We start from the raw sequence: 22,722 nt of genomic DNA, 5'->3' as shown, positions 1-22,722 counted from the left end.
TAGGTAGTCGGGTACCTCGGCATGCGAAACTGCCGTACCACCGGGACGGCCGGACGGATCCACCGCAGAAGGTCGACGTTGCTGTTCAGGGGATTCGATCGATCCTTCTCCTGGAAAGAAGCGGACCCTGCCTGAACGGCTACGATTCGTGGGGCTGGGAGGAAGGCGGGGAGATGGCGGAGAGGAAGGTGGCGGGCCGCTACCGGCTGCTCGAACACATCGGCGAGGGCGGCATGGGCATCGTCTGGCGTGCCCATGACGAGCTCCTCGACCGGGTGGTGGCCGTCAAGGAGGTCCGCCACCGGGGGGTCGACGAGGCCGCGCGTACCGACCTGAACCGGCGCACCATCCGCGAGGCCAGGACGGCGGGACGCCTCGACCACCCCTCCGTGGTCATCGTGCACGACGTGGTCGAGGAGGACGGGCGGCCCTGGATCGTCATGCAGCTGGTCCGGTCCCGGTCGCTGGGCGAGATCGTCCGCTCGGGCGGGCCGCTCCCGCCCGAACGGGTCGCCTCGGTGGGCCTGCACGTGCTGGGCGCGCTGCGGGCCGCGCACGCCGCGGGGGTGCTGCACCGCGACGTCAAGCCGGAGAACGTGCTGCTGGCCGACGACGGCCGGGTGGTGCTCACCGACTTCGGCATCGCCTCCATGACGCAGGAGACCGGCATCACCCGTACGGGCGCGATGGTCGGCACCCCCGCGTTCCTGCCTCCCGAGCGGCTGCACGGGCTGCCCGCCACCGCGGAGTCGGACCTGTGGTCGCTCGGCGCGACGCTGTACGCGGCGCTGGAGGGCCGTCCTCCGTTCGAGCGGGCCACGGCCGCCGCCACCATGATGGCCGTCCTGCACGGCGAGCCCAGCCCCATGTCCCATTCCGGGCCGCTGTCGGTGGTGATCCTCGGCCTGCTGGCGAGGGACCCCGCCGCCCGGATGGTCCCCGACCAGGCGGAAGCCCTGCTCGGCCGCGCCTCCTCCCCCTCCTCCCCCGGCCCGGTCGCCGGGCGGGCACCGCACCCAGGGCCCGTCCCCGAGCGGGCACCGCATCCCGGGCCTGTCCCCGGACAGGCGTACGCCTCCCCCGGGTTCCCCGCCGACCCGCCGCGCGCCGACCCGCCACCGCGTCAGGACGTGGGACGGGGCGCCTGGCAGCCGGGGTACGGGGACTCCCCGAGCGGCCCGGGGCGGCCTTCGCACCCGGCCACGCCCGCGCCCGCTCACCCGGGACAGTCGCCGTACGAGGCCGGGCACACGCGGCCCGAGCAGTCCCGCCTCCCGGCCTCGCACACGCGACCCGAGCAGCCCCCGTACACACAGCCCGAGCAGTACGCGCACCCCCAGTCATACGCGCGGCCCGAGCCGTACGCGCACCACGAGCAGCCTCGGTACGCGTCCTCCCAGTCATACGCGCAGCCCGAGCAGTCTCCGTACGCCCACCACGAGCAGCGGTCCCCGTACACGCATCCCGGACAGCGGGCGTACGGCTCCGAGCCCTCGTCTCCTCCCGGTTCCTGGCCGGGACGGGAGCAGCCCACGGACACGGGAGGCGCGCCCCCGCCCCGGCGGGCGCGGACGGGGCGGCTGGCACTCCTGGCCGGGGTGCCCGTACTCGTGGTGGCGGTCGGGGTCGGCGGCTGGCTGCTCGCGCGGAACCTGGGCGACACGGCGAACACCGGTGACGACCAGGCCGAGGCCACGCTCCCGGTCACCGACCCCACATCCACCACCCCGCCGGAGACGACCCCTACCCCCGAGCCCACCCCGACGGTGACGCCGCGTCCTTCCCGGACCGTCCCCGCGGGCTGGCGGCTGCACCGCGACCCGATGGGCTTCTCCGTCGCGGTGCCCGGGAACTGGCGGGTCAAGCGGTTCGCCGGCCGTGACAGGGTGGAGTTCCGCGCCCCCGGCGCGAGCGGTTTCCTGTGGATCGAGTCCACCGACGACCCGGAGAAGAATCCGGTCAGGCACTGGCAGAAGGTCGAGAAGGCCGGGACGGCCGACAACGTCTGGCCCGGCTACCGGCGGATCGGCATCACCTCTCTGGTGTACCGGGGGGTGCCGGCCGCCGACTGGGAGTTCACCTACCTCAGGAACGGGGTCCGCACCCGCGTCCTGGACCGGGGCTTCCGCACCGTCGCCGACAAGCCGTACGCGATCTACTGGGAGAGCCCGGCGTCCGGGTGGGACCGCTCGTTCTTCGACACGTTCACCAGGACCTTCCGGCCATGAGCGGCCTGGAGAGGGCGCGTTTCTGGCGTACTCCGGCCCTGCCGGGGGTGGACCTCCTCAAGGCCAGATACGTGACCCACCGCTTCCCGCCGCACGCGCACGACAGCTACGCGATCGCGATGGTCCTGTCCGGGGTGGAGGAGTTCGCCTACCGGGGCACCGTCCACCGCGCGGGGCCGGGCAGCCTCAGCACGCTCAACCCCGAGGAGGCGCACGACGGCTACGCGGGCGTCCCCGGCGGGTGGTCCTACCGGGTGCTGTACCCCTCGGTCGAGTTCGTCTCCGGGATCGCCGCCGAGCTGATGGCCGGGCACGGCACGCCCTGCTTCCCCGAGACCGTCACCTACCACCGGCCCACCGTCGAGCTGCTGCGGGCCGCGCACGACGCCGCGGAGGGTGGCGACGACCTCGCCTCCTCGACGCTGGCCCGCACGGCCTTCGCCGCCCTGCTCAGCCGGTACGCCTCCCGCCGCCCCGCGAGCGCGCCGCACCCCCGGGAGGGCGACCCGGCGGTGCGGCGTGCCCGGGAGATCCTGCACGAACGGCTCGTCGACCCGCCCACGATCGAGGACCTGGCGCGGGCGGTGGACGCGAGGCCCTTCACCCTGATCCGGGCCTTCAAGGCGGCCACCGGGCTTCCCCCGCACGCCTACCTGAACACGCTGCGGATCATCAGGGCCCGGCGGCTGCTCCAGTCGGGCACCCCTCCCGCGCAGGTCGCCGGGGACGTGGGGTTCACCGACCAGGCCCACCTGAGCAGGCACTTCACCCGGACGGTGGGCGTGCCGCCGGCCGCGTACCAGCGCGCAGGAACGTACAAGACCGGGGCTTGAGGCCGACCGTAGGCTCACCTGCCATGGAAACAACCACTCGTTCCTCCGCGATCAGGGACGGACTGGGCGTGGGGATCGCCGTCGGCCTGGCGGGGGTGGCCTTCGGCGCCGCGGCGGTCACCGCGGGGCTCAGCGTCGCGCAGGCGTGCGTGCTGAGCCTGTTCGCCTTCACCGGTGCCTCGCAGTTCGCCCTGGTCGGCGTCGTCGCGGGCGGCGGCAACCTGGTCGCGGGCACGGCCGGCGCGATGCTGCTGGGCGCCCGCAACAGTTTGTACGGCCTCCGGATGGCCGGGGTGCTCGACATCCGGGGCTGGCGCAGGCCGCTGGCGGCCCAGGGGGTGATCGACGAGACGACGGCGGTCACCTTGGCCCAGCCGGACGAGGAGTCGGCCAGGACGGCGTTCCTGGTCACCTTCGCCAGTCTCTATCTGACCTGGAACGCCACCACCCTGGCCGGCGCGCTGGGCACCTCCTGGGTGGCCGACCCCGCGGTGTTCGGCCTGGACACGGTCGGTCCCGCGACGTTCCTCGCCATCCTGTGGCCCAGGCTCACCGGGAGCGGCGCCGAGGCCCGCTCGCTGCGCCTGATCGCGGGCTGCGGCGCGGCGGTCGCGCTGGCCGCGACCCCGTTCACCCCGCCGGGCGTGCCCGTGCTGCTCGCGTCCGCGGCCGTGCTCGCGGTGATCCTGAGGAGACCGAAGTGACCATCTGGTGGGCCGTCGTCGCCACCTGCGCCGCCTGTTACGCGCTGAAGCTCGCCGGGCTGTCGGCCCCGCGCCGGGTCCTCGACCACCCCGGGGTGCAGCGCTTCGCGACGCTGGTCCCGGTGGCCCTGCTGGCGGCGCTGATCGCGGTGCAGACCTTCGGTGACGGGCAGGCGCTGCACCTCGACTGGCCGCGTACCGCGGGGATGGGCGCCGCCGTCGTGGCGCTGCTGCTGCGCGCCCCGTTCCTGGTGGTGCTCGCGGCGGCGGCCGGCGCCACCGCCGCGCTGCGCCACCTGCTGAGCTGAGGCCGTCACCGGCGCGCCACGCTCCGGCCACCGGGGCCGGGAACGCCCCCCGCGCACGCTCCGGGCCGTGCCGGGAAGTTCCCCCGCTCGCGCTCCGGATCGTGCCGGGAAGTTCCCCCGCTCGCGCTCCGGGCCGTGCCGGGAAGTTCCCCCGCTCGCGCTCCGGATCGTGCCGGGCGTCAGCTCCGGGCCGTGCCGGGAACGTCGCCTCGCGCCGCGTCCAGGGCGGGACCAGAACCGGGACCGGGGCCGGGGCCGGGGCCGGGGCCGGCCGTGCCGCGCGGGAACCGTACGCGGAAGGTGGCGCCGGCTCCGGGGCGTGAGGTCACCGTGGCCTCGCCGCCGAGCGCGGCGGCGACGGCGGCGACGATGGACAACCCGAGGCCCGCGCCCCCCTGGCGGGCGCCGTCGCGGGGGTGACCGGCCCGGTGGAATCGTTCGAAGACCAGGGCGCCCTGCTCCGCGGTGAGGCCGGGCCCCTCGTCGGCCACCTCGACCACGGCGTGCTCGTCGTCCACCCGGATCCTGACGACCGCCGGGGTCCCCTCGGGGGTGTGGCTGAGCACGTTGGCCAGCAGGTTGCCGACGATCTGGCGGATCCTCGCGGCGTCGCCGGGCACCTCGACGGGCCCCTCGCACTCCAGCGAGAGCGGCCTGAGCGGCTCGATGGCGAGGGTGTCGGCCACCGCGTCGGCGGCGAGCGAGGTCAGCTCCACCGGGGAGCGCTCCAGCGGACGGCCCTGGTCGAGGCGGGCCAGCAGCAGCATCTCGTCGACCAGGGAGCCCATCCGGGTGGCCTCGGCCTCGATCCTGCGCATCGCCTTGGCCAGGTCCTCGGGCCGGGTGGCCGCGCCGCGCCGGAACAGCTCGGCGTAGCCGCGGATGGAGGCGATCGGGGTGCGCAGCTCGTGGGAGGCGTCGGCGACGAAGCGGCGCAGCCGGTCCTCCGACGCCTCCCGCTCGCGGAACGCCTCCTCGATCTGGGCGAGCATCTGGTTGAGCGCGTGGCCCAGGCGGCCCACCTCCCCGGTGGCGGGCGCCGCCTCGATGCGGCGTTCCAGGTTGCCCTCGCCGATGGCCGCCGCGGTCTCGACGATGCGGTCCAGCGGGCGCAGCCCCCGGCGGATCAGGTGGGTGGCGAGCAGGGTCAGGCAGGCGAGCGCGAACACCGAGGAGCCGATCATGACCAGGGCGACGCGTTCGGTCAGCTCGTCGGAGGCGGCGACCAGCGCCTCGGGGGTGGTCAGGGCGAGCAGCCGGGCGCCGCCGGGGCCGCGCCAGTCCTGCAGCGCGCCGAACGTCGCCCCGGCCGCCGTCCCGAGGGCGAGGGCGACCAGGCCCACGACGGTGAGCACGAGGCGGGTCCGCAGCGACATCAGTCTTCCCTCGGCAGGCGCACGACGTATCCCACCCTGGGCACGGTGTGGATGAGCGGCGGGTGCGACGCGTCGACCTTGCGGCGCAGGTAGCTGATGTAGGTCTGCACGACCCCGTCGTTGCCGCCGAAGTCGTACTCCCACACGTGGTCGAGGATCTGCCGCTTGGAGACGACCTTGCCCGCGTTGGCCACCAGGAAGCGCAGCAGCTTGAACTCCGTCGGGGTGAGGTCGACGCGCCGGCCGTCGCGCCACACCTCGTGGGCGTCCTCCTCGATGACCAGGTCGGCGAAGGTCACCCTGCCGCCCTCGGCGCCGGTCCGCCGGGTCCTGCGCAGCACGGCGCGGATCCTGGCGATCAGCTCCTCCAGGCTGAACGGCTTGGTGACGTAGTCGTCACCTCCCACGGTCAGCCCGCCGATCTTGTCCTCGGTGGCGTCGAGCGCGGTGAGGAAGACCACCGGCACCTCGGAGCCCGTCATCCTGATCCGGTGGCAGACCTCCGTGCCGAGCACGTCGGGCAACATCACGTCCAGGACGATCAGGTCGGGCTCGAAGGTCTCGGCCAGCGACACCGCCGCGGCACCGGTTTCGGCGATCGCCGTCTCGAACCCCTCGTAGCGAAGGGCGGTTGCGACCAGATCGGCGAGATATGGCTCGTCATCTACGACCAGTATGCGGCTCACCTGACAAGTTTCACTCAGAGGATCTTTGAAAGACCATAGAAAACTCTGTGAAGAGTGATTCACAGGCCGTTCCAAGGGCGGGCACACGAACATCGAAGATCTTTTTGTTGCACTGGACGGCATGGAGAGAATCTCGGTTTTCGTACTGCGACGCAAAGGGCTCGTCGCCCTGCTGGCCGTGCTGGGATTCCTGGTGGGTATGGGCGCGACGCCGTTCGCGATTCAGCGGCTCTCCGAGGAATACTCACATCCGGGAATGCCCGCTTTCGAGGCCAATCGGGAAATTGTCAGAATTTATGGGAATGGCGGCTACCAGCGGCCGTTCGTCCCTGTCGTCGTGCTTCCTGAGGGAATGCGGGCCGACGAGCAGAAGGCGGCTCTCGGGCGCGCCTTCGCCGCCGTCTCCGCCAGGCTTCCCGAGGCCCGCGTGGTCTCGTACGCGAGCACCGGCGACCCCCGGCTGATCGGCACCGACGGCCGGACCACGTTCGGGCTGGTCTTCCCCGGCACCTACTCCGACGGCAGCCCGCCGGGCGGCGGCCTCGGCGAGACGCCCAACGAGAGCCCGGTCATCGTCGAGGCGATGACCCCGGCGCTGCCGCCGGGCGCGAGCGTCCACGTCACGGGGCTGGACACCCTCGCGCCGAGCGTGGACGCGGGCGGCGTGGACGTGCCCGCCAAGATCGGCATCGGGGTGGTCGCCGCGGTGCTCGTCCTGCTGCTGGTGTTCCGCTCGGCGCTCGCCTTCGTGCCGCTCCTCATCGCGGTCCTGTCCATCTTCGTGTCGTTCATCGTGATCCTGCTGCTGACGCTGGTGATGACCGTGCACGACGTGGCCCTCACCACCATGCCCCTGCTGGGCCTGGGCATCGCGGTCGACTACTCGCTGCTGCTGGTGGCCCGCTGGCGGGAGGAACGGGCGGGCGGGCACCGCGGCGACGAGGCCGTGCACCGGGCCATGGCGGGCGCGGGGCGGGCGGTGCTGTTCAGCGGGGTCGCGGTCGCGATCGGCCTGGTGACCATGGTGGTGCTGCCGGTGCCGTTCCTGCGCAGCCTCGGCCTCGCCGGGATGATCATCGCGGCGGTGAGCGTGGCCACGACGCTGACCGTGCTGCCGGTGCTGCTCGCCCTCACCGGGCGGCGCCTCGACCGCAGGCGCGCCCGCGACGGCCGGGCCGAGCCCCCCTTCCGGCGCGAGGCGCGGGCCGGGCGGGCCTGGTCGGCGTGGGCGCGCGGCGTGGTGCGGCTGCGATGGCCCGCCGCCCTGCTCACCGGCGGCGTGCTGGTCGCGCTGACGGTGACCGCCCTGGGCGTCAACCTCGGCCTGCCGGAGAGCAGGAACCTGCTGACCTCCGGGTCCGGCCACGAGGGGCTGTCCGCGCTGCGCCGGGCGGGCGTCCCGGCCGGCTCGATCACCCCGTTCGACGTCCTGGTGACCGGCGACCCCGCCCGGACCGCCGAGAGGTTGCGGGGCGTGGAGGGCGTGTCGGCGGTGCTCGCCCCCGACGGCCCGTCCTGGCGCCGCGACGGCACCGCCGTCGTCACCGTGCTCCCGGCAGCGGAGAACGGCACCGTGGAGGGCGAGGCGACCATCACCCGGGTGCGCGAGGCGGCACCGGCCGGCGCGCGGGTCGGCGGCAACGCGGCGCAGAGCATGGACTTCCAGGAGCGCACCTACGGGGCGTTCCCCTGGATGCTCGGCCTGATCGCGCTGGTCACGTTCGTCATGCTGGCGCGGGCGTTCCGCTCGCTGCTGCTGCCGCTGAAGGCGATCGCCCTCAACCTGCTCTCGCTGGGCGCGGTGATCGGCGCGATGGTGCTGCTGTGGCAGTTCGGCTGGGGGACCAGGGAACTGCTGGACATCCAGCCCACCGGCTCGATCGGCGAGTTCGTGCCGCTCACCATCTTCGCCTTCCTGTACGGCCTGAGCATGGACTACGAGGTGTTCATCCTCGCCAGGATGCGTGAGGAGTACGACAGGTCGGGCAGCACGGAGCACGCGGTGATCGAGGGCGTGGGCCGCACCGGGCGGCTGGTCACCTCGGCGGCGCTGATCCTGTTCGTCTCCTTCGCCGCGCTGGCCATGACCCCCGAGCTGGACGTGAAGGTGTTCGCCAGCGGCCTCGCCCTGGGCATCCTCCTGGACGCCACCCTGATCCGCGGCGTCCTGGTCCCGGCGGTGGTCGCGATGATGGGCCGTTGGAACTGGTGGCTGCCCGTCTGGACCGCGCGGCTCCTGCGGGTGGAGCCCTCACCGCTGAGAGGGGAGAACCCCGAGCCGGTCAGGATCCCGGAACCGGTCTAGGGTCCCGGAACCGGTCCGGGGTTCCGCGGACGGCGAGACGGCCACCGCCTCGGGGAGGCGGTGGCCGTTCGCGTTCTCCTCACCGAACCATCGGACGGTCTTCCCGGACCGTCAGACGGCCTTCCCTTGCCGTCAGACGGCGGTCAGCAGGGCCGCGGAGTTGAAGCCACCGGAGCCGCGGGCCACGACCAGCGCGGCCGACAGCCCGTCCACGGGCCTCGCCTCGGTGACCAGGTCCACGTCCTCGACGGCGGCGGTGCCGACGGTCGGCGGGATCATCCCGCCGGCCAGCGACAGGGCCGCCCACGCGACGTCGAGGGCCGCGCCGCCGGAACACAGGCGGCCGGTCATCGTCTTGGGCACCGTGACCGGCACGCGGCGACCACCGAACACCTCCCGCAGCGCGGCCACCTCCTGGGCGTCCCTGACCGGGTCGCCGGCACCGTCGGCGAAGACCACCCCGACGTCGTCGGGGCCGAGCCCGGCGCGGGCGATCGCCTCGCGCATGGCCCTGGCGTACTGCCGGTGACCGGGGGCCGGGTCGCTCACGTGGTGGGCGTCGTGGGTGGAGGCGGTCCCGGCGATCTCGGCGTAGACCGTCGGGGCGCACCGGCCGAGGGCGCTGTGCCGGTCCTCCACGACGAGCATCGCGCCACCCTCGCCGGGGACGTGGCCGCCCGCGTCGGGAGCGAAGGGCCGGTAGGCCGTGGCCGGATCGCTCCCGCGGCCGGCCGTCGCCTCACCTGCCTGGCAGGCCAGCGCGTACGGCGACAGCGGCGCCTCGGTGCCGCCGGTCACGACGACCTCGGTGCCCCGGCGGATCAGCCGGGCCGCCTCGGCCAGCGCGTCGATCGCCCCGGCCGCGTCCGCGACCAGCACCCCGCAGGCGCCCTTGAGCTGGTGCCTGATGGACAGCTGGCCACTGCTGGCGGCGTAGAACCAGCCGATGGACTGGTAGGCGCTCACCGCCCGCGGGCCCTTGCTCCACAGCGCCTGGATCTCCCGCTGCCCGAAGGCGTTGCCCCCCGAGGCCCCCGCGGTCACCACCGACAGGTCGAACGGGTCCTCCCTCGCGGGATCGAGGGCGGCGTCGGCGAAGGCGAGCCCGGTGGCGGCGAGGGCGAACCAGGTCCACCGGTCGGTCTGCACCAGCAGCTTGCTGTCGACGAACTCGCGCTCGTCGAAGCCGGTGACCTCCCCCGCCAGCCCGATCGGCGCCCCGGTGGCGTCGAACGACGTCACCGGGCCGATCCGGCTCCGCCCGGTCAGGGACTCCTCCCAGTGCTCGGCCACGCCGATCCCCGTCGGGGCGACCACACCGATCCCGGTGATCACGGCTCTACGGTTCCCGGTGATCACGGCTCTACGGTCGCTCATCGGCTCGCCCCCGGCTCGGAGAAGATCATCGCGGACTGGAAGCCGCCGAAGCCGCTGCCCGCCGAGAGCGCGTGCCTGGCGGACACCTCGCGTGCGACCAGGGGCGTGTAGTCCAGGTCGCACTCGGGGTCGGGAACGGTCAGGTTGGCCGTGGGCGGGACCACGCCCCGCTGCAGCACCAGGGCGCAGGCGGCCATCTCGATCGAGCCGATCGCGCCGAGCGAGTGGCCGATCACCGACTTGATCGAGCTGATCGGCACCCGCCGGGCGTGGTCGCCGAGGCTGCGCTTGTAGGCGGACGTCTCGTGCAGGTCGTTCTGCTTGGTCCCCGACCCGTGGGCGCTGACGTAGCCGATGTCCCCGGGGTTGAGCGCGGCCTGGCCGAGCGCGTCGCGGATGGCCTCGCCCAGCTCGTGGCCGTCGGGCCGCAACCCGGTCATGTGGTAACCGTTGGCCCGCGCGGCGTAGCCGGTGACCTCGCAGTAGACGCGGGCGCCGCGCCTGCGGGCGTGCTCCAGCTCCTCCACCACCAGCACCGCCGCTCCCTCTCCGAGGACGAAGCCCTTGCGTCCGGCGTCGAAGGGCCGCGAGGCCGCCTCGGGCTCGCCGTTGCTCGGGCTGGTGGCGCGGATCGCGTCGAAGCACGCCACGGTGATCGGGGAGATCGGCGCGTCCGACGCCCCCGTGATCATCATGTCCGCCTCGCCGTCCTGGATGAGCCGGTAGGCCCGGCCGATCGCGTCGATGCCGGAGGTGCAGCCGGTCGAGACGACGGCGGCAGGGCCGTTCACGCCGAACCGGACCGCGAGCTCGGCCGCCGCGCTGGAGGGCACCAGCGCCTGGTAGAGGAACGGCCTGAGGTGGCGGTGGTCCACCTCCCAGTCCCTGCCGCGGTCGCTGGCGACCACGTACTCCTCCTCCAGGGTGATGGTGGCCCCCACCGCCGAGCCGAGGCTGATCCCGGCCCGCTCGGGATCGGCCGTGCCGAGGTCGAGGCCGGAGTCGGCCACTGCCTCGTCGGCGCAGGCGACGGCGAGCTGGGTGAAGCGGTCCATCCGCCGGACCTCGCGCGGGGTGAGCCCGTGGGCGGCCGGGTCGAAGTCGACCTCGGCCGCGATCTGGGAGCGGAACGGGGACGGGTCGAAGGCGGTGATCCGGCGGACGGCCGGTTTGCCGTCCACGATCCGGTTCCAGAACTCCTCCCGGCCCACCCCGCCCGGGGCGATCACCCCGATGCCGGTGACGACGACCCGTCTCACGTTCCCACCTTCCCGGGGTAGGGCTCGGTGTCCACGTGCCCGAGTTCGGGCCTCGGGGCGAGCGGGCTGAGCTGGAAGACCACGAGCACGTCGTCCTCGCCGACGTTGGTGAGACGGTGCCTGACGTGGCGGGGGACGAGCAGCGCCTGCTCGGCGCCGACGGTGAGCGGCTCGCCGTCGAGGTCCACCCTGAGCGTCCCGGTGGCGACGAACACGTACTCCTCTGAGTAGGGGTGGTAGTGCTCGGAGACCCCCTCACCCGGCGCCAGCCGCACGGCCCCGCAGAAACCCGACGAGGAACCGCAGGTCGCCGGGGAGACCAGGGTGCGCAGGTCGCCGCCGCGCCTGGTGTTGGACGGCACGTCGTGGAAGCCCACGACGCGGCGGCGGCGCCGCTCCACCTTCTCCTTGATCAGCGACATCTGGGTCGCGGAGCCGGCGTTGATCCGCTCGGTCATCCCCCGGGTGTCGACCGGGGCCCCGGGCCTCATGCGGAAGTCCTGCACCCAGCGCATGCGGGTGCGGTCGGGGCCGAGCTCCTCGTAGACCCAGGTGATGTTCATGAACTCGAACGGCCCGGTCTCCACCCGCCGCGCCCGGACCGTCCAGGTGTCGCGGTCCCAGGAGCGCTCCGAGACCCAGGACCAGACGCGGTCCTGCTCGTCGGGGTGCATGGTGAGCCGGAAGGTCACCGAGTCGTCCGACTCGGCGAGAACCTCCACCTTGGCGTACTCGGAGAAGAGCTCCGGCCAGGTCTGGACGTCGTTGGTCTGGTCCCAGACGAATCCGATGGGCGCGTCGATCTCGATCGCGTTGTCGGTGTGTCCGATCATGATGTGCGTTCTCCCCCTCAGGCGCCGGTCGCGGCGAGCCGCTCGGTCACGAGTTCTCTCATCAGGGACGGCGTGGCCTCGGCCGTCAGCTGTTCCTCCACGTCCACGCCGAACCGGTCCTGGATCCGGGTGGCGATCTCCACCCGGGCCAGCGAGTCGAGGTCCAGCTCGTCGAAGCTGAGCTCCAGGACGTCGTCCCCGGTGGCGGGGTCCAGGCCCACGGCGATCAGCAGTTCGCGCACGTTCTCGTCGGTGAATGGCATCGTCGTCGTTTCCTGTCGTCGGTCGGTCTCTCCGGACTCTCTGGAGTGCGGGCCGGTGTCACGGAGGTGCGGCGCGGTGTCTCCGAGGTGCGGGTCGGTGTCTTTGGGAGGCGGGTCGGTGTCTCTGAGGTGCGGGTGGATGTCTTTGGAGTGCGGGCCGGTGTCGCGGAAGCGCGGGTGGATGTCTTTGGGAGGCGGGTCGGTGTCGTGGAGGTGCCCGCCGGTGTCGGGGGAGGCCCGGCCCGGCGTCCACGGGTGGCGGCTGTCGTCGCGCAGGGCGTCGACGAGCCAGATCCGGGCCCGGCCGACCACCCGCGGGTCCGCCATCGCGGGGACGGGACGGCCCAGCTCCCGGGCGAGGTCGGCCTGGCGGGTCACCGAGGCGCGCCAGCCGTACCCGGCGAGCCACGCCTGCGGGTCCTCCACGGCGGACCGCCAGGCGGCCCGGGTGGAGGTGAGCCTGCTCATGGCGGGACGCATCTGCGGCAGCTCGGCGTACGCCCGGTTGACGTGCTCGACGGCGAGCCTGCTGCCGGGGGGCGACAGCTCGGAGACCCGGCCGAGGACACGTGCGCCGTCCTGAGGCGTGAGGTACATCAGCACGCCCTCGATCAGCCAGGCGATCGGCTCGTCCGGGTCGAGACCCGCGGCGAGCAGCGGCGACGCCCAGTCCTCACGCAGGTCGGCGGGGACGACCGTACGGTCGCAGGCGGGCCGGGCCCCCCGGTCGGCCAGTGCCTTCTCCTTGAAGGAGATCAGGTCAGGCAGGTCGACCTCGAACAGGCGGGTGCCCTCGGGCCAGTCGAGCCGGAACGCGCGGGTGTCCAGGCCCGCGGCGAGCAGGACCACCTGCCGCGGTCCCGCCGCCACGGCCTCGCGCAGCCGGTCGTCGAAGAAGCGGGTGCGCAGGACGAAGTGCTCCCCGGCGCGGCGGCCCGCCTCGCTGATCCCGGTGATCCGACCCGCGGCGTCGGCGAGCGGACCCGCCAGCGGGTCGTCGAAGAGCCGGTCGGGCCGCGCGCTCTCGGCCTCCCTGGCCTGGGCGATCACCACCGCGGTGCGGCTCACGCCGGTGGGCGGGCCGGGTTCTCCGGCGGGTCGGGTCATTCCTCGCTCCTGTCTCCGGTGAGGCCGGTGAAGTCCGTGAAGCCGGTGAAGCCGGTGGCCATGGTGAGCCGGTAGGTCTCGCGGTAGACCAGCCGGTCGAAGGTGAGGCGCATGAACGCGTCGCGTGCCGCGCAGGCGACCGGGTGCCGCCAGCGGGTGAGCTCGCCGTTGGCCCGCGACCGCCGGACCATCCGGGTGGTGCGGTCCACCCGGCGGGCCTCGTAGCCGGCCAGTGCCCGCGGCACGTCGCCGCCGGTGAGCTCCTCGGCCAGCACGAGGGCGTCCTCGATCGCCTGGCCCGCGCCCTGGCCGAGGTTGAACGTCATGGGGTGGGCCGCGTCCCCCAGCAGCGTCACCGGGCCGTGGCTCCAGCTCCGCAGCGGGGGCCGGTCGAAGACGTGCACCGGGGTGACGTCACCCTCCCCGGTGGCCGCGATCAGGCCGGGGATCGGGTCGGGCCAGCCGGCGAACTCCTCGGCCAGCATGTCGAGGGCGCTCACCCCGAGCCTCGGGACGACCCGGTCGCCGAGCACCCCGTCCCAGTAGACGTGGTCGCCGCCGAGCCGGTAGCAGACGAACCACCGGCCGCGGCCCCACGTGCTGAGGAAGGTGTGCTCGGGCACTCCGGAACCCGGCAGCCGGATCACTCCCTGGAAGGCGGTGAACCCGGCGTAGCGGGGCGGCGGGTCGCCGGGGAGCAGCGCGGCGCGTACGGCCGAGCGCAGCCCGTCCGCGCCGACGAGCAGGTCCGCCCGTTCCTCGCGTCCGTCGCCGAACCGGGCGACGACACGCTCACCCGTCACGGTGAGGCCGGTGAACCGGGAGCCCGTCACGAGGTCGTCCCCCACCCGGCCGGCGAGGAGGGCGTGCAGTTCGGGGCGGCTGACGCCGTGGACGGGTGCGCCGAGGGGGCCGGCCATGCGCGCCATGGACCACTCCGCGATCCGGCGGCCGCGCGCGTCCCTGAACAGGTGCCGGTGCAGCTCGTGACCGATCTCGCGGACCCCGGGCTCCAGCCCGAGCTCGCGCAGCGCGAGCACGGCGTTGTGCCAGAGCACCAGCCCGTGTCCCGCCTGCGCCGCGTGTAGCCCGGGGGCACGTTCGTGCACGCTGACCTCGGCTCCCGCGGCCCGCAGCGCCAGCGCCGCGGTCAGCCCGCCGATGCCGCCCCCGACGACGACCACCCTCACGCGGGTCCCCGCGCGACGGCCGCCGCGGCGGGCTCCACCTCCACTTCGGGTGAGATGCTTGCTTTATCCTCTGAGGATGTTTCGTCCCCCGAGGACGCTCCCCCCTTTGAGGGCGCATCCTCCCCGGATGACGCTTCCTCCCCGACCGGCGCGCCCGCCTCCGTCTCGGTCGTCTCCGTCGTCTCGGTCGTCTCTACCGTCGCCGTCGTCGTCGTCTCTACCGTCGTCGTCGCCACCGTCTCCTCCCGGATCAGGAAGCGCAGGGAGCGGGCCTCGGTCATGCACTCCCGCATCGGCCGGACGAGCTCGCGGTGCTCCTCGCCCGCCTCCCAGGCGAGGAAGTCGGCCAGCCGGCGCCACTCGCTGGTGATCAGCCACTGCTCGGGGTCGGTGGCCGACTGGCAGACCTGGTCGCCGAGGTGCCCGGGTACGCCGCCGGAGACCTGGTACCGGATCCTCTCGTAGGCGGCGAGGAAGTCCTCCCGGCGCTCGGCGGGCACCCTGACCAGGAAGACGATCCTGGCCCTCACCGGGGGCCTCCCACGCCGGGCGGCGGCCCGCCGCCGAGTTCGGACGTGAACTCGAACCTGCCCAGCACCGGTACGCGGCTCCCGTACAGGCCGTCCGCGGCCTCGCTGGTCAGGAAGGCCACGACCCTGGCGACCAGGTCGGGGGTGACGGTGTGGTCGAAGTTCATCCCCGGGCGTTCCCGGCGCTTGTCCGGGGTGTCGGCCATGGTCATGACGACCGTGTTGGCGTGGATGCCGCTCCGCTTCACCTCGTGCGCGACGGAGCGGACCCAGGCGGCGAGGGCCGCCTTCGCCGCGGCGTACGCCGACAGGGCGGGCAGCGGCTCGTCGGCGAGCGGGGTGCTGAAGTAGACCAGCCGCGCGCCCTCGGCCAGGTGCGGCAGGACCGCCTGGGTGGCGGTGACGGCCGACAGGAAGTTGTCGCGCAGCATCCGCTCGTAGGCGCCGGTGTCCGTCAGGAACAGCGGCCCGGCCAGGAAGCCGCCGACCATGTGGACCAGCCCGTCGAGCCGGCCGAAGCGCCCGACCGCCTCCTCGGCGGCCAGGCGGGCGCCCTCGGGGTCGGAGACGTCCGTGGCCAGCGTCTCGACGCGCCCGGCGACGCCGTACCGCCGCTCCAGCGCGGCGAGGCGGTCCTTGTCGCGGCCGGTGAGCAGCAGCCGGTCCCCCCGCGCGCCGAGCAACTCGACCACGGCCTCGGCGAGCCTCCCGGTGGCTCCGGTGACGACGAGGACGGGGGCGGTCATCGGACCGGCTCCGCGACCCGGGTGGTCACGTGGTCCATCAGGGAGGACAGGAAGAAGGACCGCGCTCCATCGGGACTGCCCATGTCGCGGGGGACCGCGAGGTAGCGGTCCAGCTCGCGCTCCAGCCTCTGGATGCCCGGCTGCCTGGACAGGTGGGCCATCACGCTCGGCAGGTTGCCGTCGATCTCGATGACCCGGATGACCGTGGTGCCCTTCATGAAGATCGAGGTGCTCAGCAGCCGGGTTCCGTCGGGGGTCTCCCACTCGGGGGGAGCGTAGCTCGACAGCAGTTCCCTCACCGCCGCCTCCGCACCGGGCCTGATCTGGAAGGTGATCGCGTAGCGCTGCATCGGGCTTCCCTGGGGTCGGGGGCGGCCGTCCGCCGCCTTCTGCGACCAGCCTGTTCGTGAGGGAGCGGGCTGTCTTCCGCCGTGCGGCCCGACCTGCGCTCCCCCGGCGGTGGGGTCGTCTCCGCCTCGGGCGGGAGCCCGCCGCTCCTCACCGGAGCCACCCCGCCGCCGGCCGCGCGGCGCGGAACCGCACGAGACCAAGCAACCATTTGCTCTACGGTTGACGGAAACCCTCGCCGAAAGGAATTGCGGACGCCGCCGTTCATGAATGTCACCGCACATCGAGCGTTCGCAGATAATACGATTTATCCCGTTACTCCTTAGGGATTCCTGAGCCACCCCTGTGAAAACCCATAGAACGGCCGGACGGCACCGGCACCGGTGATACACGCCGCCAGGAGGCCCTCAGGTCCCGCGACGTGCGAAAGGAAGGGATTCGGCAGGGCCCCGGTAGACGCCCTCAATGGCCAAAGAATAGAATCTTAATGAAGTCTGTGACAGCCCATATGATTTGCTTGATATAGTCACTTTTTCTGACTACGCTCACCTTTCATGGGGGAACGACGGGGCAAAACAACCCAAGGATGCAAGCACCTCTCATGTTCAACGAGTAGCCGATCTCAGCGGACCCCAACGGGGTGGGTTCGATGAGCACCTTCCTCGGCTATCTCGTCTCGGAGCTGAGCTGGACCGACCTGCTGTGCTCGACGGTGGCGGCGCTTCTGGCCGTCACGTCGTCCACACTCGGCACCCGCCGGCACACCAAGTCCATACTGGCCAGGAGCGAGAACGCCGCCGCACTGCGCGAACGGCGCCGGATCGCCCGCGACCTGCACGACGGGGTGGGCCACGGCCTGACCGTGATCGCCCTCCAGGCCCGGCGGCTGACCGGCTCACCCGCGACGGGTGGCCACGTGGCCCAGATCATCGAGGAGACGGCCCAGGCGACCCTGGCCGACCTGCGAAGGACCCTGACCGACCTGCGGCACGACCCACCTCCCCCGGGAGGGCGGCGTGACCTCCCCCCGCGGGAGGAGCCGCGACGCCACGACGGCGCGCTCCTGTCGGCCAGGCTGACCGAGCTCGCCGGGCGCTTTCCCTTCCCCGACCTGGCCGTACGGCTGCGCAACGTCGCCGCCGAACGCCACGTACCGCCCGAGGTCGCCAGGACGGCGTTCCGCGTCGCCCAGGAGGCCCTGACGAACGCGCTCAAGCACAACACCGGCCCGGTCCACCTGGAGGTCTGCTTCGGCGAGAAGCTGAGCGTCTCGGTGGTGAACGAGACGCGCTCCCCCGGTGTGATGACGGTGGCCATGCCCCTTCCCCGCAGGCAGGGCGGCGGCACGGGGCTGCGGGGCCTGTCGGAGCGCGTCGCCGAGCAGGGAGGCCACCTGGAGTCAGGACCGCTGACCGGGGGCGGGTTCGTCACCCGGGCCGTCATCCCGGTGACTCCCGCCATCTTCAGAGAGGACGAGCCATGCGGAAGATCCGCGTCCTGATCGCCGACGACCAGCCGCTGATCCGCAGCGGTCTGCACGCCGTCTTCGACGGGGTGCCGGACATCGTGGTGGTCGGCGAGGCACGGCACGGGGTGCAGGCGGTGCAGTCGGTCAAGACACTCCGCCCGGACGTCGTGCTGATGGACATCAACATGCCGCGCATGGACGGCATCACCGCCACCAGGGAGATCTGCAAGCTGGGTGCCGACTATCCCGCGAAGGTCGTCATCCTGACCATCTACGACCAGGACGAGCACGTCTTCGAGGCGCTGCGCAGCGGGGCGAGCGGCTTCATCCTCAAGCACACGCCCACCGAACGGCTGGTGGACGCCGTGCGCGAGGCCGCCGAGGGCGACGCCCTGCTGTCGCCCTCGGTGACGCGCAAGCTCATCGACGAGTTCGCCAGGCGCCCGGTGCTCTCGGCCGCGCCGACCGCCGTGCTCGACCAGCTCACCGAGCGGGAACGCGAGGTGTTCCAGCTGCTCGTACGAGGCTACGGCAACGACGAGATCGCACGCGCGCTCGTGCTCGGCGACAGCACGATCAAGTCACACGTCCAGCACCTCTACCAGAAGCTCGGCGTGCGCGACCGGGTGCAGATCGTGATCTTCGCGTACGAGAACGGCCTGGTCGCGGCCACCCCCCGGGGCTGACGCGACTCCGGCGCGCGAAGGCGGCCGTCTCCCTCGCGGGGGGGGCGGCCGCCTCACGTCCGCCCGCCTCCGCGAGAGCGGGCAGGCTCCCGCCGCGGCTTCGCGACAGCGGGCGGACTCCCCTCCGGGCCTTCGCGAAGGCGGACCGCCCCCGGAGTCCCACGAACGCGGCCCGCCCCCCCGCAGGACTTCCCGCAGGGCTTCCCGCAGGACTTCGCGATGGCGGGCGGGTGCTCCCGGAGCCTCACGAACGCACCCCGGCTCCCCTCCGGGAAGGAGACGGTCCCCTCCCCGGAGGAGGCCAGGGTTCACGCCGGCGGCGGGCGACACCGGCCGGGAGGGGTTCCTACGGTGGGACGGACCCGACCGACCGGCCACCGAGGAGTGCCCGTGCCCGACCAGATCCTGATCGTCGCCCGCCTCAGTCCCGGCGGTTCCGGCGAGGTCTCCCGCCTCTTCGGCGAGTCCGACGCGGGCGAGCTGCCCCGCGCGCTCGGGGTGACGCGTCGCGACCTGTTCCTCTACCGGGACCTCTACCTCCACCACGTCGAGTTCGAGGGCTCCGCCGCCGAGGCGATGGCCCTCGCCCGCGAGCGGGAGGACTTCCTGCGGCTGAGCGCGGACCTCGACCCGCACGTCAGGCCGTACGACCCGGACACCTGGCGCGGCCCCGCCGACGCGATGGCGCGGCGGTTCTACCACTGGACTCCCGAGGAGCGCGCCCTGTGACGACCTCACCCGCCGCCTCACCCGCCGCACCGGCCGGCGTGCCCGTACCGTGGGCGCGCTGCCCAGGCTGCGCCGCCATCGTGTACGCCCCTCGCCTGGCCCGTGCGCAGCGCGTCTGCCCCGAGTGCGGCCACCACCACCGGCTGAACGCCGTCGAGCGGCTGCGCACCCTGGTGGACGACGGCTCCTTCCGCGCCGCCGCCTCGCAGGTGCGCGGCGGCGACCCGCTGGGCTTCACCGACTCCCGGCCCTACACCGAGCGCCTGGCGCGGGCGCGCGGGCGCACCGGCCTGGACGACGCCGTCCTCCACGGCACCGCCACCGTCGGCGGCCATCGCGTGGCCGTCGCCGTCATGGACTTCTCCTTCCTCGGCGGCAGCATGGGCTCGGCCGTCGGCGAGGCCGTCACCCGCGCCTGCGAGCGGGCGCTGGACGAGCGCGTCCCGCTGGTCCTCGCCGTCGCCTCCGGCGGCGCCCGCATGCAGGAGGGCGGCCTGTCCCTGATGCAGATGGGCAAGACCGCCCAGGCGATGCGGCGGCTGCGGCGCGCGGGCGTGCTCAGCGTCTGTGTGCTGACCGACCCCACCTTCGGCGGGGTCACCGCCTCGTTCGCCACCCTCGGGGACGTGCTGATCGCCGAGCGCGGCGCGCTCGTCGGCTTCGCCGGGCCGCGCGTCATCGCCTCGGCGACCCGGGAGAGTCTCCCCCGGGGTTTCCAGAGCGCCGAGTATCTCGCCGGGCGCGGCATGCTCGACCGGGTCGAACCCCGCGACGGCCTGCGCCCCCTGCTCGCCCGGCTGCTGTCCACGACCTGCCGGGCCGGGGACGGGCACGCCCAGGAGCCCCTCCCTGCGGGCCTCCGGCGGTGATCCGCGATCCGGGCGGGCTGTCCAGCGGGCTGACCGCCCAGGAGACCGTGCGGCTGGCCCGCGACACCCGGCGCCCGACCGCCCTCGACTACATCTGGCACCTGTGCTCGGACTTCGTGGAGCTCCACGGGGACCGTACCCACGGCGACGATCCGGCGATCGTCGGCGGCCCCGGCCTGATCGACGGGACGCCCGTGATGGTCATCGGCCACCAGAAGGGCCACGACACCGGGGAACTGGTCGCCAGGAACTTCGGCCTCGCCCACCCCGAGGGTTACCGCAAGGCGCTGCGGCTGATGCGGCTGGCCGACCGGCTCGGCCTGCCGGTGGTGACCCTCGTCGACACCCAGGGCGCCGCCCCGGGGGTCGGGGCCGAGGAGCGCGGCCAGTCGTGGGCGATCGCCGAGTGCCTCGCCGGAATGTCGGAGCTGTCGGTACCGGTGGTCGCGACCGTCGTCGGCGAGGGCGGCAGCGGCGGGGCGCTGGCCCTCGCGGTGGCCAACCGGGTGCTGATGCTGCGCCACGCCGTCTACTCGGTGATCAGCCCGGAGAGCTGCTCGACGATCCTGTACGGCGACCCCTCGCACGCTCCCGAGCTGGCCGAGTCCCTGCGGATCACCGCGCCGGAACTGCTGCGGCTCGGCGTCGTCGACGGGGTCGTACCCGAGCCGCCGGGCGGGGCGCAGGAGGATCCGGCGGCGGCGATGGACGCGCTCAAGGCGGCCGTCCTGGAGTCGCTGCGCGAGCTGTCCGGGCTGAGCGGCGACGAGCTGCGCAAGCATCGCCACGAGAGGTTCCGCGGGTTGGGAGTGATCGAAGGTGGATGAGCGGACCTCCGGGAGACCGGCCCCCGAGACCACCGGAAAAGCGACCCCGGAGACCACCGGGAGACCGGCCTCCGAGACCGCCGGGAGAGCGGCCTCCGGGGAGGACGCGCACGCGGCGATGCGGCTGCTGCGCGAGGAGGTCGGCAACCTCGTCAAGACCGTTCCCGGCCCGGTGGCGGCCATCTCCCTGCGCATGGGCGAGTGCGCCCTGGAGGTGACCTGGGCCTTCCCGCAGCCCGCCGCGCCACCCCCGTCCGCCCCCTCGCCTCCGTGGCCCGTCACCGTGGCCGCCCCCGAGCAGGTCGTCGGCGAGCGGACCACCACCGGACAGACCGCCGCCTGGCAGACCGCCACCGGACAGGCCGCCACCGGGCAGGCCGCGCGACCGGCGGAGACCGCCCCCCTCGGCGCGGCCCGGGAGCACTCCTCGTCGCACGCGGTGACCGCTCCCCTGGTCGGCACCTTCTACGTCGCCGCCGAGCCGGGGGCGCCACCCTTCGTGCAGCCGGGCGACCGGGTGGACGCCGGTCAGACGATCGGCATCGTCGAGGCCATGAAGCTGATGAACCCGGTCGTCGCCGGACAGGCGGGCGAGGTCGTCGAGGTGGTCGCCGGCGACGGCGAGCCGGTGGAGTACGGGCAGGTCCTGGTACGGATACGGACGGACGACGCATGAGCTTCACGAGGATACTCATCGCCAACCGGGGCGAGATCGCGCTGCGCGTGGCCAGGACCTGCCGCGAGATGGGCATCGAGACCGTCGCCGTGTACTCCACCGCCGACCGGGACGCCCGGTTCACGGCCTACGCCGACCGGGCCGTCCACATCGGCCCGCCCCCGGCCCGGCGCAGCTACCTCTGCGTGCCCGCCGTCATCGAGGCGGCCCTGCAGACCGGGGCGGAGGCGATCCACCCGGGCTACGGCTTCCTGTCGGAGGACGCCGACTTCGCCAGGATCTGCGCGGACAACGGCATCACCTTCATCGGGCCCTCCCCCGAGGTCATGGAGTGCGTCGGCGACAAGGCGCGGGTGCGTTCCCTGATGGCCGAGGCCGGGCTTCCCGTCCTGCCCGGCAGCGACGGCGCCGTACCCTCGGCGGCCGAGGCCGAGCGGATCGGCGCCGAGATCGGCTACCCGGTCATCGTGAAGGCCGCCGCGGGCGGCGGCGGGCGGGGCATCGAGGTGGCGCGCGACCGGGCCGCGCTGCGCGACGTCTACCGGCGCACCACCGCGTTCGCCCGGCAGATGTTCGGCAACGGCGACGTCTACATCGAGCGGTTCGTACCCGTGGCCCGCCACGTGGAGGTGCAGCTGCTGGGAGACTCCGCCGGGACCGTCGTCCACCTGGGAGAGCGCGACTGCTCGCTGCAGCGGCGCAACCAGAAGCTCGTCGAGGAGGCGCCCTCCCCCGCGCTGCCCGAGGAGGTACGTAGGCGGCTCGGCGAGTACGCGGTGGCCGGGGCGCGGCATGTCGGCTACACCGGCGCGGGGACGATGGAGTTCCTGGTCGGCCCGGGCGGGGAGGCGACCTTCATGGAGATCAACGCCCGCATCCAGGTCGAGCACCCGGTCACCGAGATGCTCACCGGCGTCGACCTGGTCAGGGAGCAGATCCGGGTGGCGGCGGGCGAGCGCCTGTCCTTCACCCAGGAGCAGGTCCGCCTCACCGGCGCGGCCATCGAGTGCCGGGTGAACGCCGAGGATCCGGCGGCGGGGTTCCGCCCCGCCCCCGGACGCCTGGCGGTCTTCCGCCCGCCCGGCGGGCCCGGCGTGCGGGTCGACTCCGGGTTCGCCCAGGGCGACGCGATACCTCCGGACTACGACTCGATGATCGCGAAACTGGTCGTCTGGGCGCCCACCCGGCAGGAGGCCGTCGCCAGGGCCGACCGCGCGCTCGCCGAGTTCGCCGTGGAGGGGCCCGGGGTGGCCACCACCATCCCGCTGCTGCGCGAACTGCTCGCCCAGCCGCGGTTCGCCGCGGGTGAGCACAGCACCGGATTCGTGGAGAGTTTCATGATCAAAGAGGAGACCATGCGCTGGTCTGCGTAAA

Annotated in this window: 22 protein-coding genes; 12 read left to right on the top strand and 10 right to left on the bottom strand. The window is 73.3% G+C overall.

The features are described 5' to 3' along the window. The first annotated feature begins 173 nt into the window (after positions 1-173). Genes ACFFRH_RS02465 through ACFFRH_RS02450 form a run of 4 tightly spaced genes read left to right on the top strand, consistent with a single transcriptional unit; the run spans position 174 to position 4,073 of the window. Complete coding sequence (locus ACFFRH_RS02465; protein WP_386153764.1) at positions 174-2,228, top strand: protein kinase domain-containing protein; 2,055 nt, start codon at positions 174-176, stop codon at positions 2,226-2,228. After that, complete coding sequence (locus ACFFRH_RS02460; RefSeq protein ID WP_386153761.1) at positions 2,225-3,061, top strand: AraC family transcriptional regulator; 837 nt, start codon at positions 2,225-2,227, stop codon at positions 3,059-3,061. Before ACFFRH_RS02465 ends, ACFFRH_RS02460 begins: the two co-directional genes overlap by 4 nt. Before the next feature lie 23 nt (positions 3,062-3,084). Then, complete coding sequence (locus tag ACFFRH_RS02455; protein WP_344744442.1) at positions 3,085-3,765, top strand: AzlC family ABC transporter permease; 681 nt, start codon at positions 3,085-3,087, stop codon at positions 3,763-3,765. Further along, positions 3,762-4,073: a branched-chain amino acid transport AzlD family protein gene (locus ACFFRH_RS02450; RefSeq protein WP_386153757.1), complete on the top strand. Its 312-nt coding sequence runs from the start codon at positions 3,762-3,764 to the stop codon at positions 4,071-4,073. Before ACFFRH_RS02455 ends, ACFFRH_RS02450 begins: the two co-directional genes overlap by 4 nt. A gap of 179 nt (positions 4,074-4,252) precedes the next feature. Here ACFFRH_RS02450 and ACFFRH_RS02445 read toward each other — a convergent pair whose 3' ends face one another. Then, the gene (locus ACFFRH_RS02445; protein ID WP_386153754.1) at positions 4,253-5,449 is read right to left on the bottom strand and encodes a sensor histidine kinase; all 1,197 of its coding nucleotides are present in this window, start codon (positions 5,447-5,449) and stop codon (positions 4,253-4,255) included. Beyond that, positions 5,449-6,135, bottom strand: a complete 687-nt coding sequence (locus ACFFRH_RS02440; protein WP_344744445.1) for a response regulator transcription factor — start codon at positions 6,133-6,135, stop codon at positions 5,449-5,451. The genes ACFFRH_RS02445 and ACFFRH_RS02440 overlap by 1 nt, the downstream gene beginning before the upstream one ends. Before the next feature lie 121 nt (positions 6,136-6,256). Here ACFFRH_RS02440 and ACFFRH_RS02435 point away from each other — a divergent pair, with 121 nt between their 5' ends. Then, complete coding sequence (locus tag ACFFRH_RS02435) at positions 6,257-8,440, top strand: MMPL family transporter (protein ID WP_386153751.1); 2,184 nt, start codon at positions 6,257-6,259, stop codon at positions 8,438-8,440. A gap of 132 nt (positions 8,441-8,572) precedes the next feature. On the opposite strand, the gene ACFFRH_RS02430 is transcribed toward ACFFRH_RS02435, so the two are convergent. The 8 genes from ACFFRH_RS02430 to ACFFRH_RS02395 are packed head-to-tail and all read right to left on the bottom strand — an operon-like array spanning position 8,573 to position 16,095. Beyond that, positions 8,573-9,817, bottom strand: a complete 1,245-nt coding sequence (locus ACFFRH_RS02430) for a beta-ketoacyl synthase N-terminal-like domain-containing protein (protein WP_344744447.1) — start codon at positions 9,815-9,817, stop codon at positions 8,573-8,575. Next, on the bottom strand, positions 9,814-11,076 hold the full coding sequence (locus ACFFRH_RS02425) for a beta-ketoacyl-[acyl-carrier-protein] synthase family protein (RefSeq protein WP_344744448.1): 1,263 nt from the start codon (positions 11,074-11,076) through the stop codon (positions 9,814-9,816). The genes ACFFRH_RS02430 and ACFFRH_RS02425 overlap by 4 nt, the downstream gene beginning before the upstream one ends. After that, positions 11,073-11,909 (bottom strand): cupin domain-containing protein, encoded by an 837-nt coding sequence (locus tag ACFFRH_RS02420; protein WP_386153746.1) that lies wholly within the window; start codon positions 11,907-11,909, stop codon positions 11,073-11,075. Before ACFFRH_RS02420 ends, ACFFRH_RS02425 begins: the two co-directional genes overlap by 4 nt. A 17-nt stretch (positions 11,910-11,926) precedes the next feature. Then, complete coding sequence (locus ACFFRH_RS02415; protein ID WP_386153743.1) at positions 11,927-13,279, bottom strand: SAM-dependent methyltransferase; 1,353 nt, start codon at positions 13,277-13,279, stop codon at positions 11,927-11,929. Further along, a complete protein-coding gene (locus ACFFRH_RS02410) occupies positions 13,276-14,469 on the bottom strand; it encodes an FAD-dependent monooxygenase (protein ID WP_344744453.1) in 1,194 nt (397 codons plus the stop codon). Before ACFFRH_RS02410 ends, ACFFRH_RS02415 begins: the two co-directional genes overlap by 4 nt. Further along, a complete protein-coding gene (locus ACFFRH_RS02405) occupies positions 14,466-14,999 on the bottom strand; it encodes an antibiotic biosynthesis monooxygenase family protein (protein ID WP_344744454.1) in 534 nt (177 codons plus the stop codon). The genes ACFFRH_RS02410 and ACFFRH_RS02405 overlap by 4 nt, the downstream gene beginning before the upstream one ends. After that, positions 14,996-15,745, bottom strand: a complete 750-nt coding sequence (locus ACFFRH_RS02400; RefSeq protein ID WP_344744455.1) for an SDR family NAD(P)-dependent oxidoreductase — start codon at positions 15,743-15,745, stop codon at positions 14,996-14,998. Before ACFFRH_RS02400 ends, ACFFRH_RS02405 begins: the two co-directional genes overlap by 4 nt. Then, on the bottom strand, positions 15,742-16,095 hold the full coding sequence (locus ACFFRH_RS02395) for a SchA/CurD-like domain-containing protein (protein WP_344744456.1): 354 nt from the start codon (positions 16,093-16,095) through the stop codon (positions 15,742-15,744). Before ACFFRH_RS02395 ends, ACFFRH_RS02400 begins: the two co-directional genes overlap by 4 nt. 647 nt (positions 16,096-16,742) lie before the next feature. Here ACFFRH_RS02395 and ACFFRH_RS02390 point away from each other — a divergent pair. From ACFFRH_RS02390 to ACFFRH_RS02360, 7 genes are all read left to right on the top strand, one after another. Continuing rightward, a complete protein-coding gene (locus tag ACFFRH_RS02390; protein WP_344744457.1) occupies positions 16,743-17,594 on the top strand; it encodes a sensor histidine kinase in 852 nt (283 codons plus the stop codon). Beyond that, a complete protein-coding gene (locus tag ACFFRH_RS02385) occupies positions 17,573-18,247 on the top strand; it encodes a response regulator (protein ID WP_344744458.1) in 675 nt (224 codons plus the stop codon). The genes ACFFRH_RS02390 and ACFFRH_RS02385 overlap by 22 nt, the downstream gene beginning before the upstream one ends. 390 nt (positions 18,248-18,637) lie before the next feature. Then, on the top strand, positions 18,638-18,976 hold the full coding sequence (locus ACFFRH_RS02380; protein ID WP_344744459.1) for a TcmI family type II polyketide cyclase: 339 nt from the start codon (positions 18,638-18,640) through the stop codon (positions 18,974-18,976). Continuing rightward, entirely contained in the window at positions 18,973-19,845 is an 873-nt protein-coding gene (locus tag ACFFRH_RS02375) for an acetyl-CoA carboxylase carboxyltransferase subunit beta (RefSeq protein ID WP_386153735.1), read from the top strand. The genes ACFFRH_RS02380 and ACFFRH_RS02375 overlap by 4 nt, the downstream gene beginning before the upstream one ends. Beyond that, positions 19,842-20,672 carry an acetyl-CoA carboxylase carboxyltransferase subunit alpha gene (locus ACFFRH_RS02370; RefSeq protein ID WP_344744472.1) on the top strand — a complete coding sequence of 277 codons (831 nt, stop codon included), beginning with the start codon at positions 19,842-19,844 and terminating at the stop codon, positions 20,670-20,672. Before ACFFRH_RS02375 ends, ACFFRH_RS02370 begins: the two co-directional genes overlap by 4 nt. Further along, on the top strand, positions 20,665-21,348 hold the full coding sequence (locus ACFFRH_RS02365; protein ID WP_386153733.1) for an acetyl-CoA carboxylase biotin carboxyl carrier protein: 684 nt from the start codon (positions 20,665-20,667) through the stop codon (positions 21,346-21,348). The genes ACFFRH_RS02370 and ACFFRH_RS02365 overlap by 8 nt, the downstream gene beginning before the upstream one ends. Further along, positions 21,345-22,721 (top strand): acetyl-CoA carboxylase biotin carboxylase subunit, encoded by a 1,377-nt coding sequence (locus tag ACFFRH_RS02360; RefSeq protein WP_386153730.1) that lies wholly within the window; start codon positions 21,345-21,347, stop codon positions 22,719-22,721. Before ACFFRH_RS02365 ends, ACFFRH_RS02360 begins: the two co-directional genes overlap by 4 nt. The last annotated feature ends 1 nt before the right edge of the window (position 22,722 follow it).

This window comes from Streptosporangium vulgare (assembly GCF_042428775.1).
Lineage (GTDB): Bacteria > Actinomycetota > Actinomycetes > Streptosporangiales > Streptosporangiaceae > Streptosporangium > Streptosporangium vulgare.
Note: the sequence above shows the minus strand (reverse complement) of the source record. Positions and strands in the feature narration are given on the sequence as shown.

What these genes read in the sequence shown, in the direction of transcription:
- ACFFRH_RS02465 (WP_386153764.1), top strand. Translation starts at nt 174, where the DNA reads ATGGCGGAGAGGAAGGTGGCGGGCCGCTACCGGCTGCTCGAACACATC.
- ACFFRH_RS02445 (WP_386153754.1), bottom strand. Translation starts at nt 5,449, where the DNA reads ATGTCGCTGCGGACCCGCCTCGTGCTCACCGTCGTGGGCCTGGTCGCC.
- ACFFRH_RS02435 (WP_386153751.1), top strand. Translation starts at nt 6,257, where the DNA reads ATGGAGAGAATCTCGGTTTTCGTACTGCGACGCAAAGGGCTCGTCGCC.
- ACFFRH_RS02430 (WP_344744447.1), bottom strand. Translation starts at nt 9,817, where the DNA reads ATGAGCGACCGTAGAGCCGTGATCACCGGGAACCGTAGAGCCGTGATC.
- ACFFRH_RS02360 (WP_386153730.1), top strand. Translation starts at nt 21,345, where the DNA reads ATGAGCTTCACGAGGATACTCATCGCCAACCGGGGCGAGATCGCGCTG.
- ACFFRH_RS02460 (WP_386153761.1), top strand. Translation starts at nt 2,225, where the DNA reads ATGAGCGGCCTGGAGAGGGCGCGTTTCTGGCGTACTCCGGCCCTGCCG.
- ACFFRH_RS02395 (WP_344744456.1), bottom strand. Translation starts at nt 16,095, where the DNA reads ATGCAGCGCTACGCGATCACCTTCCAGATCAGGCCCGGTGCGGAGGCG.
- ACFFRH_RS02385 (WP_344744458.1), top strand. Translation starts at nt 17,573, where the DNA reads ATGCGGAAGATCCGCGTCCTGATCGCCGACGACCAGCCGCTGATCCGC.
- ACFFRH_RS02400 (WP_344744455.1), bottom strand. Translation starts at nt 15,745, where the DNA reads ATGACCGCCCCCGTCCTCGTCGTCACCGGAGCCACCGGGAGGCTCGCC.
- ACFFRH_RS02390 (WP_344744457.1), top strand. Translation starts at nt 16,743, where the DNA reads ATGAGCACCTTCCTCGGCTATCTCGTCTCGGAGCTGAGCTGGACCGAC.
- ACFFRH_RS02455 (WP_344744442.1), top strand. Translation starts at nt 3,085, where the DNA reads ATGGAAACAACCACTCGTTCCTCCGCGATCAGGGACGGACTGGGCGTG.
- ACFFRH_RS02415 (WP_386153743.1), bottom strand. Translation starts at nt 13,279, where the DNA reads ATGACCCGACCCGCCGGAGAACCCGGCCCGCCCACCGGCGTGAGCCGC.
- ACFFRH_RS02420 (WP_386153746.1), bottom strand. Translation starts at nt 11,909, where the DNA reads ATGATCGGACACACCGACAACGCGATCGAGATCGACGCGCCCATCGGA.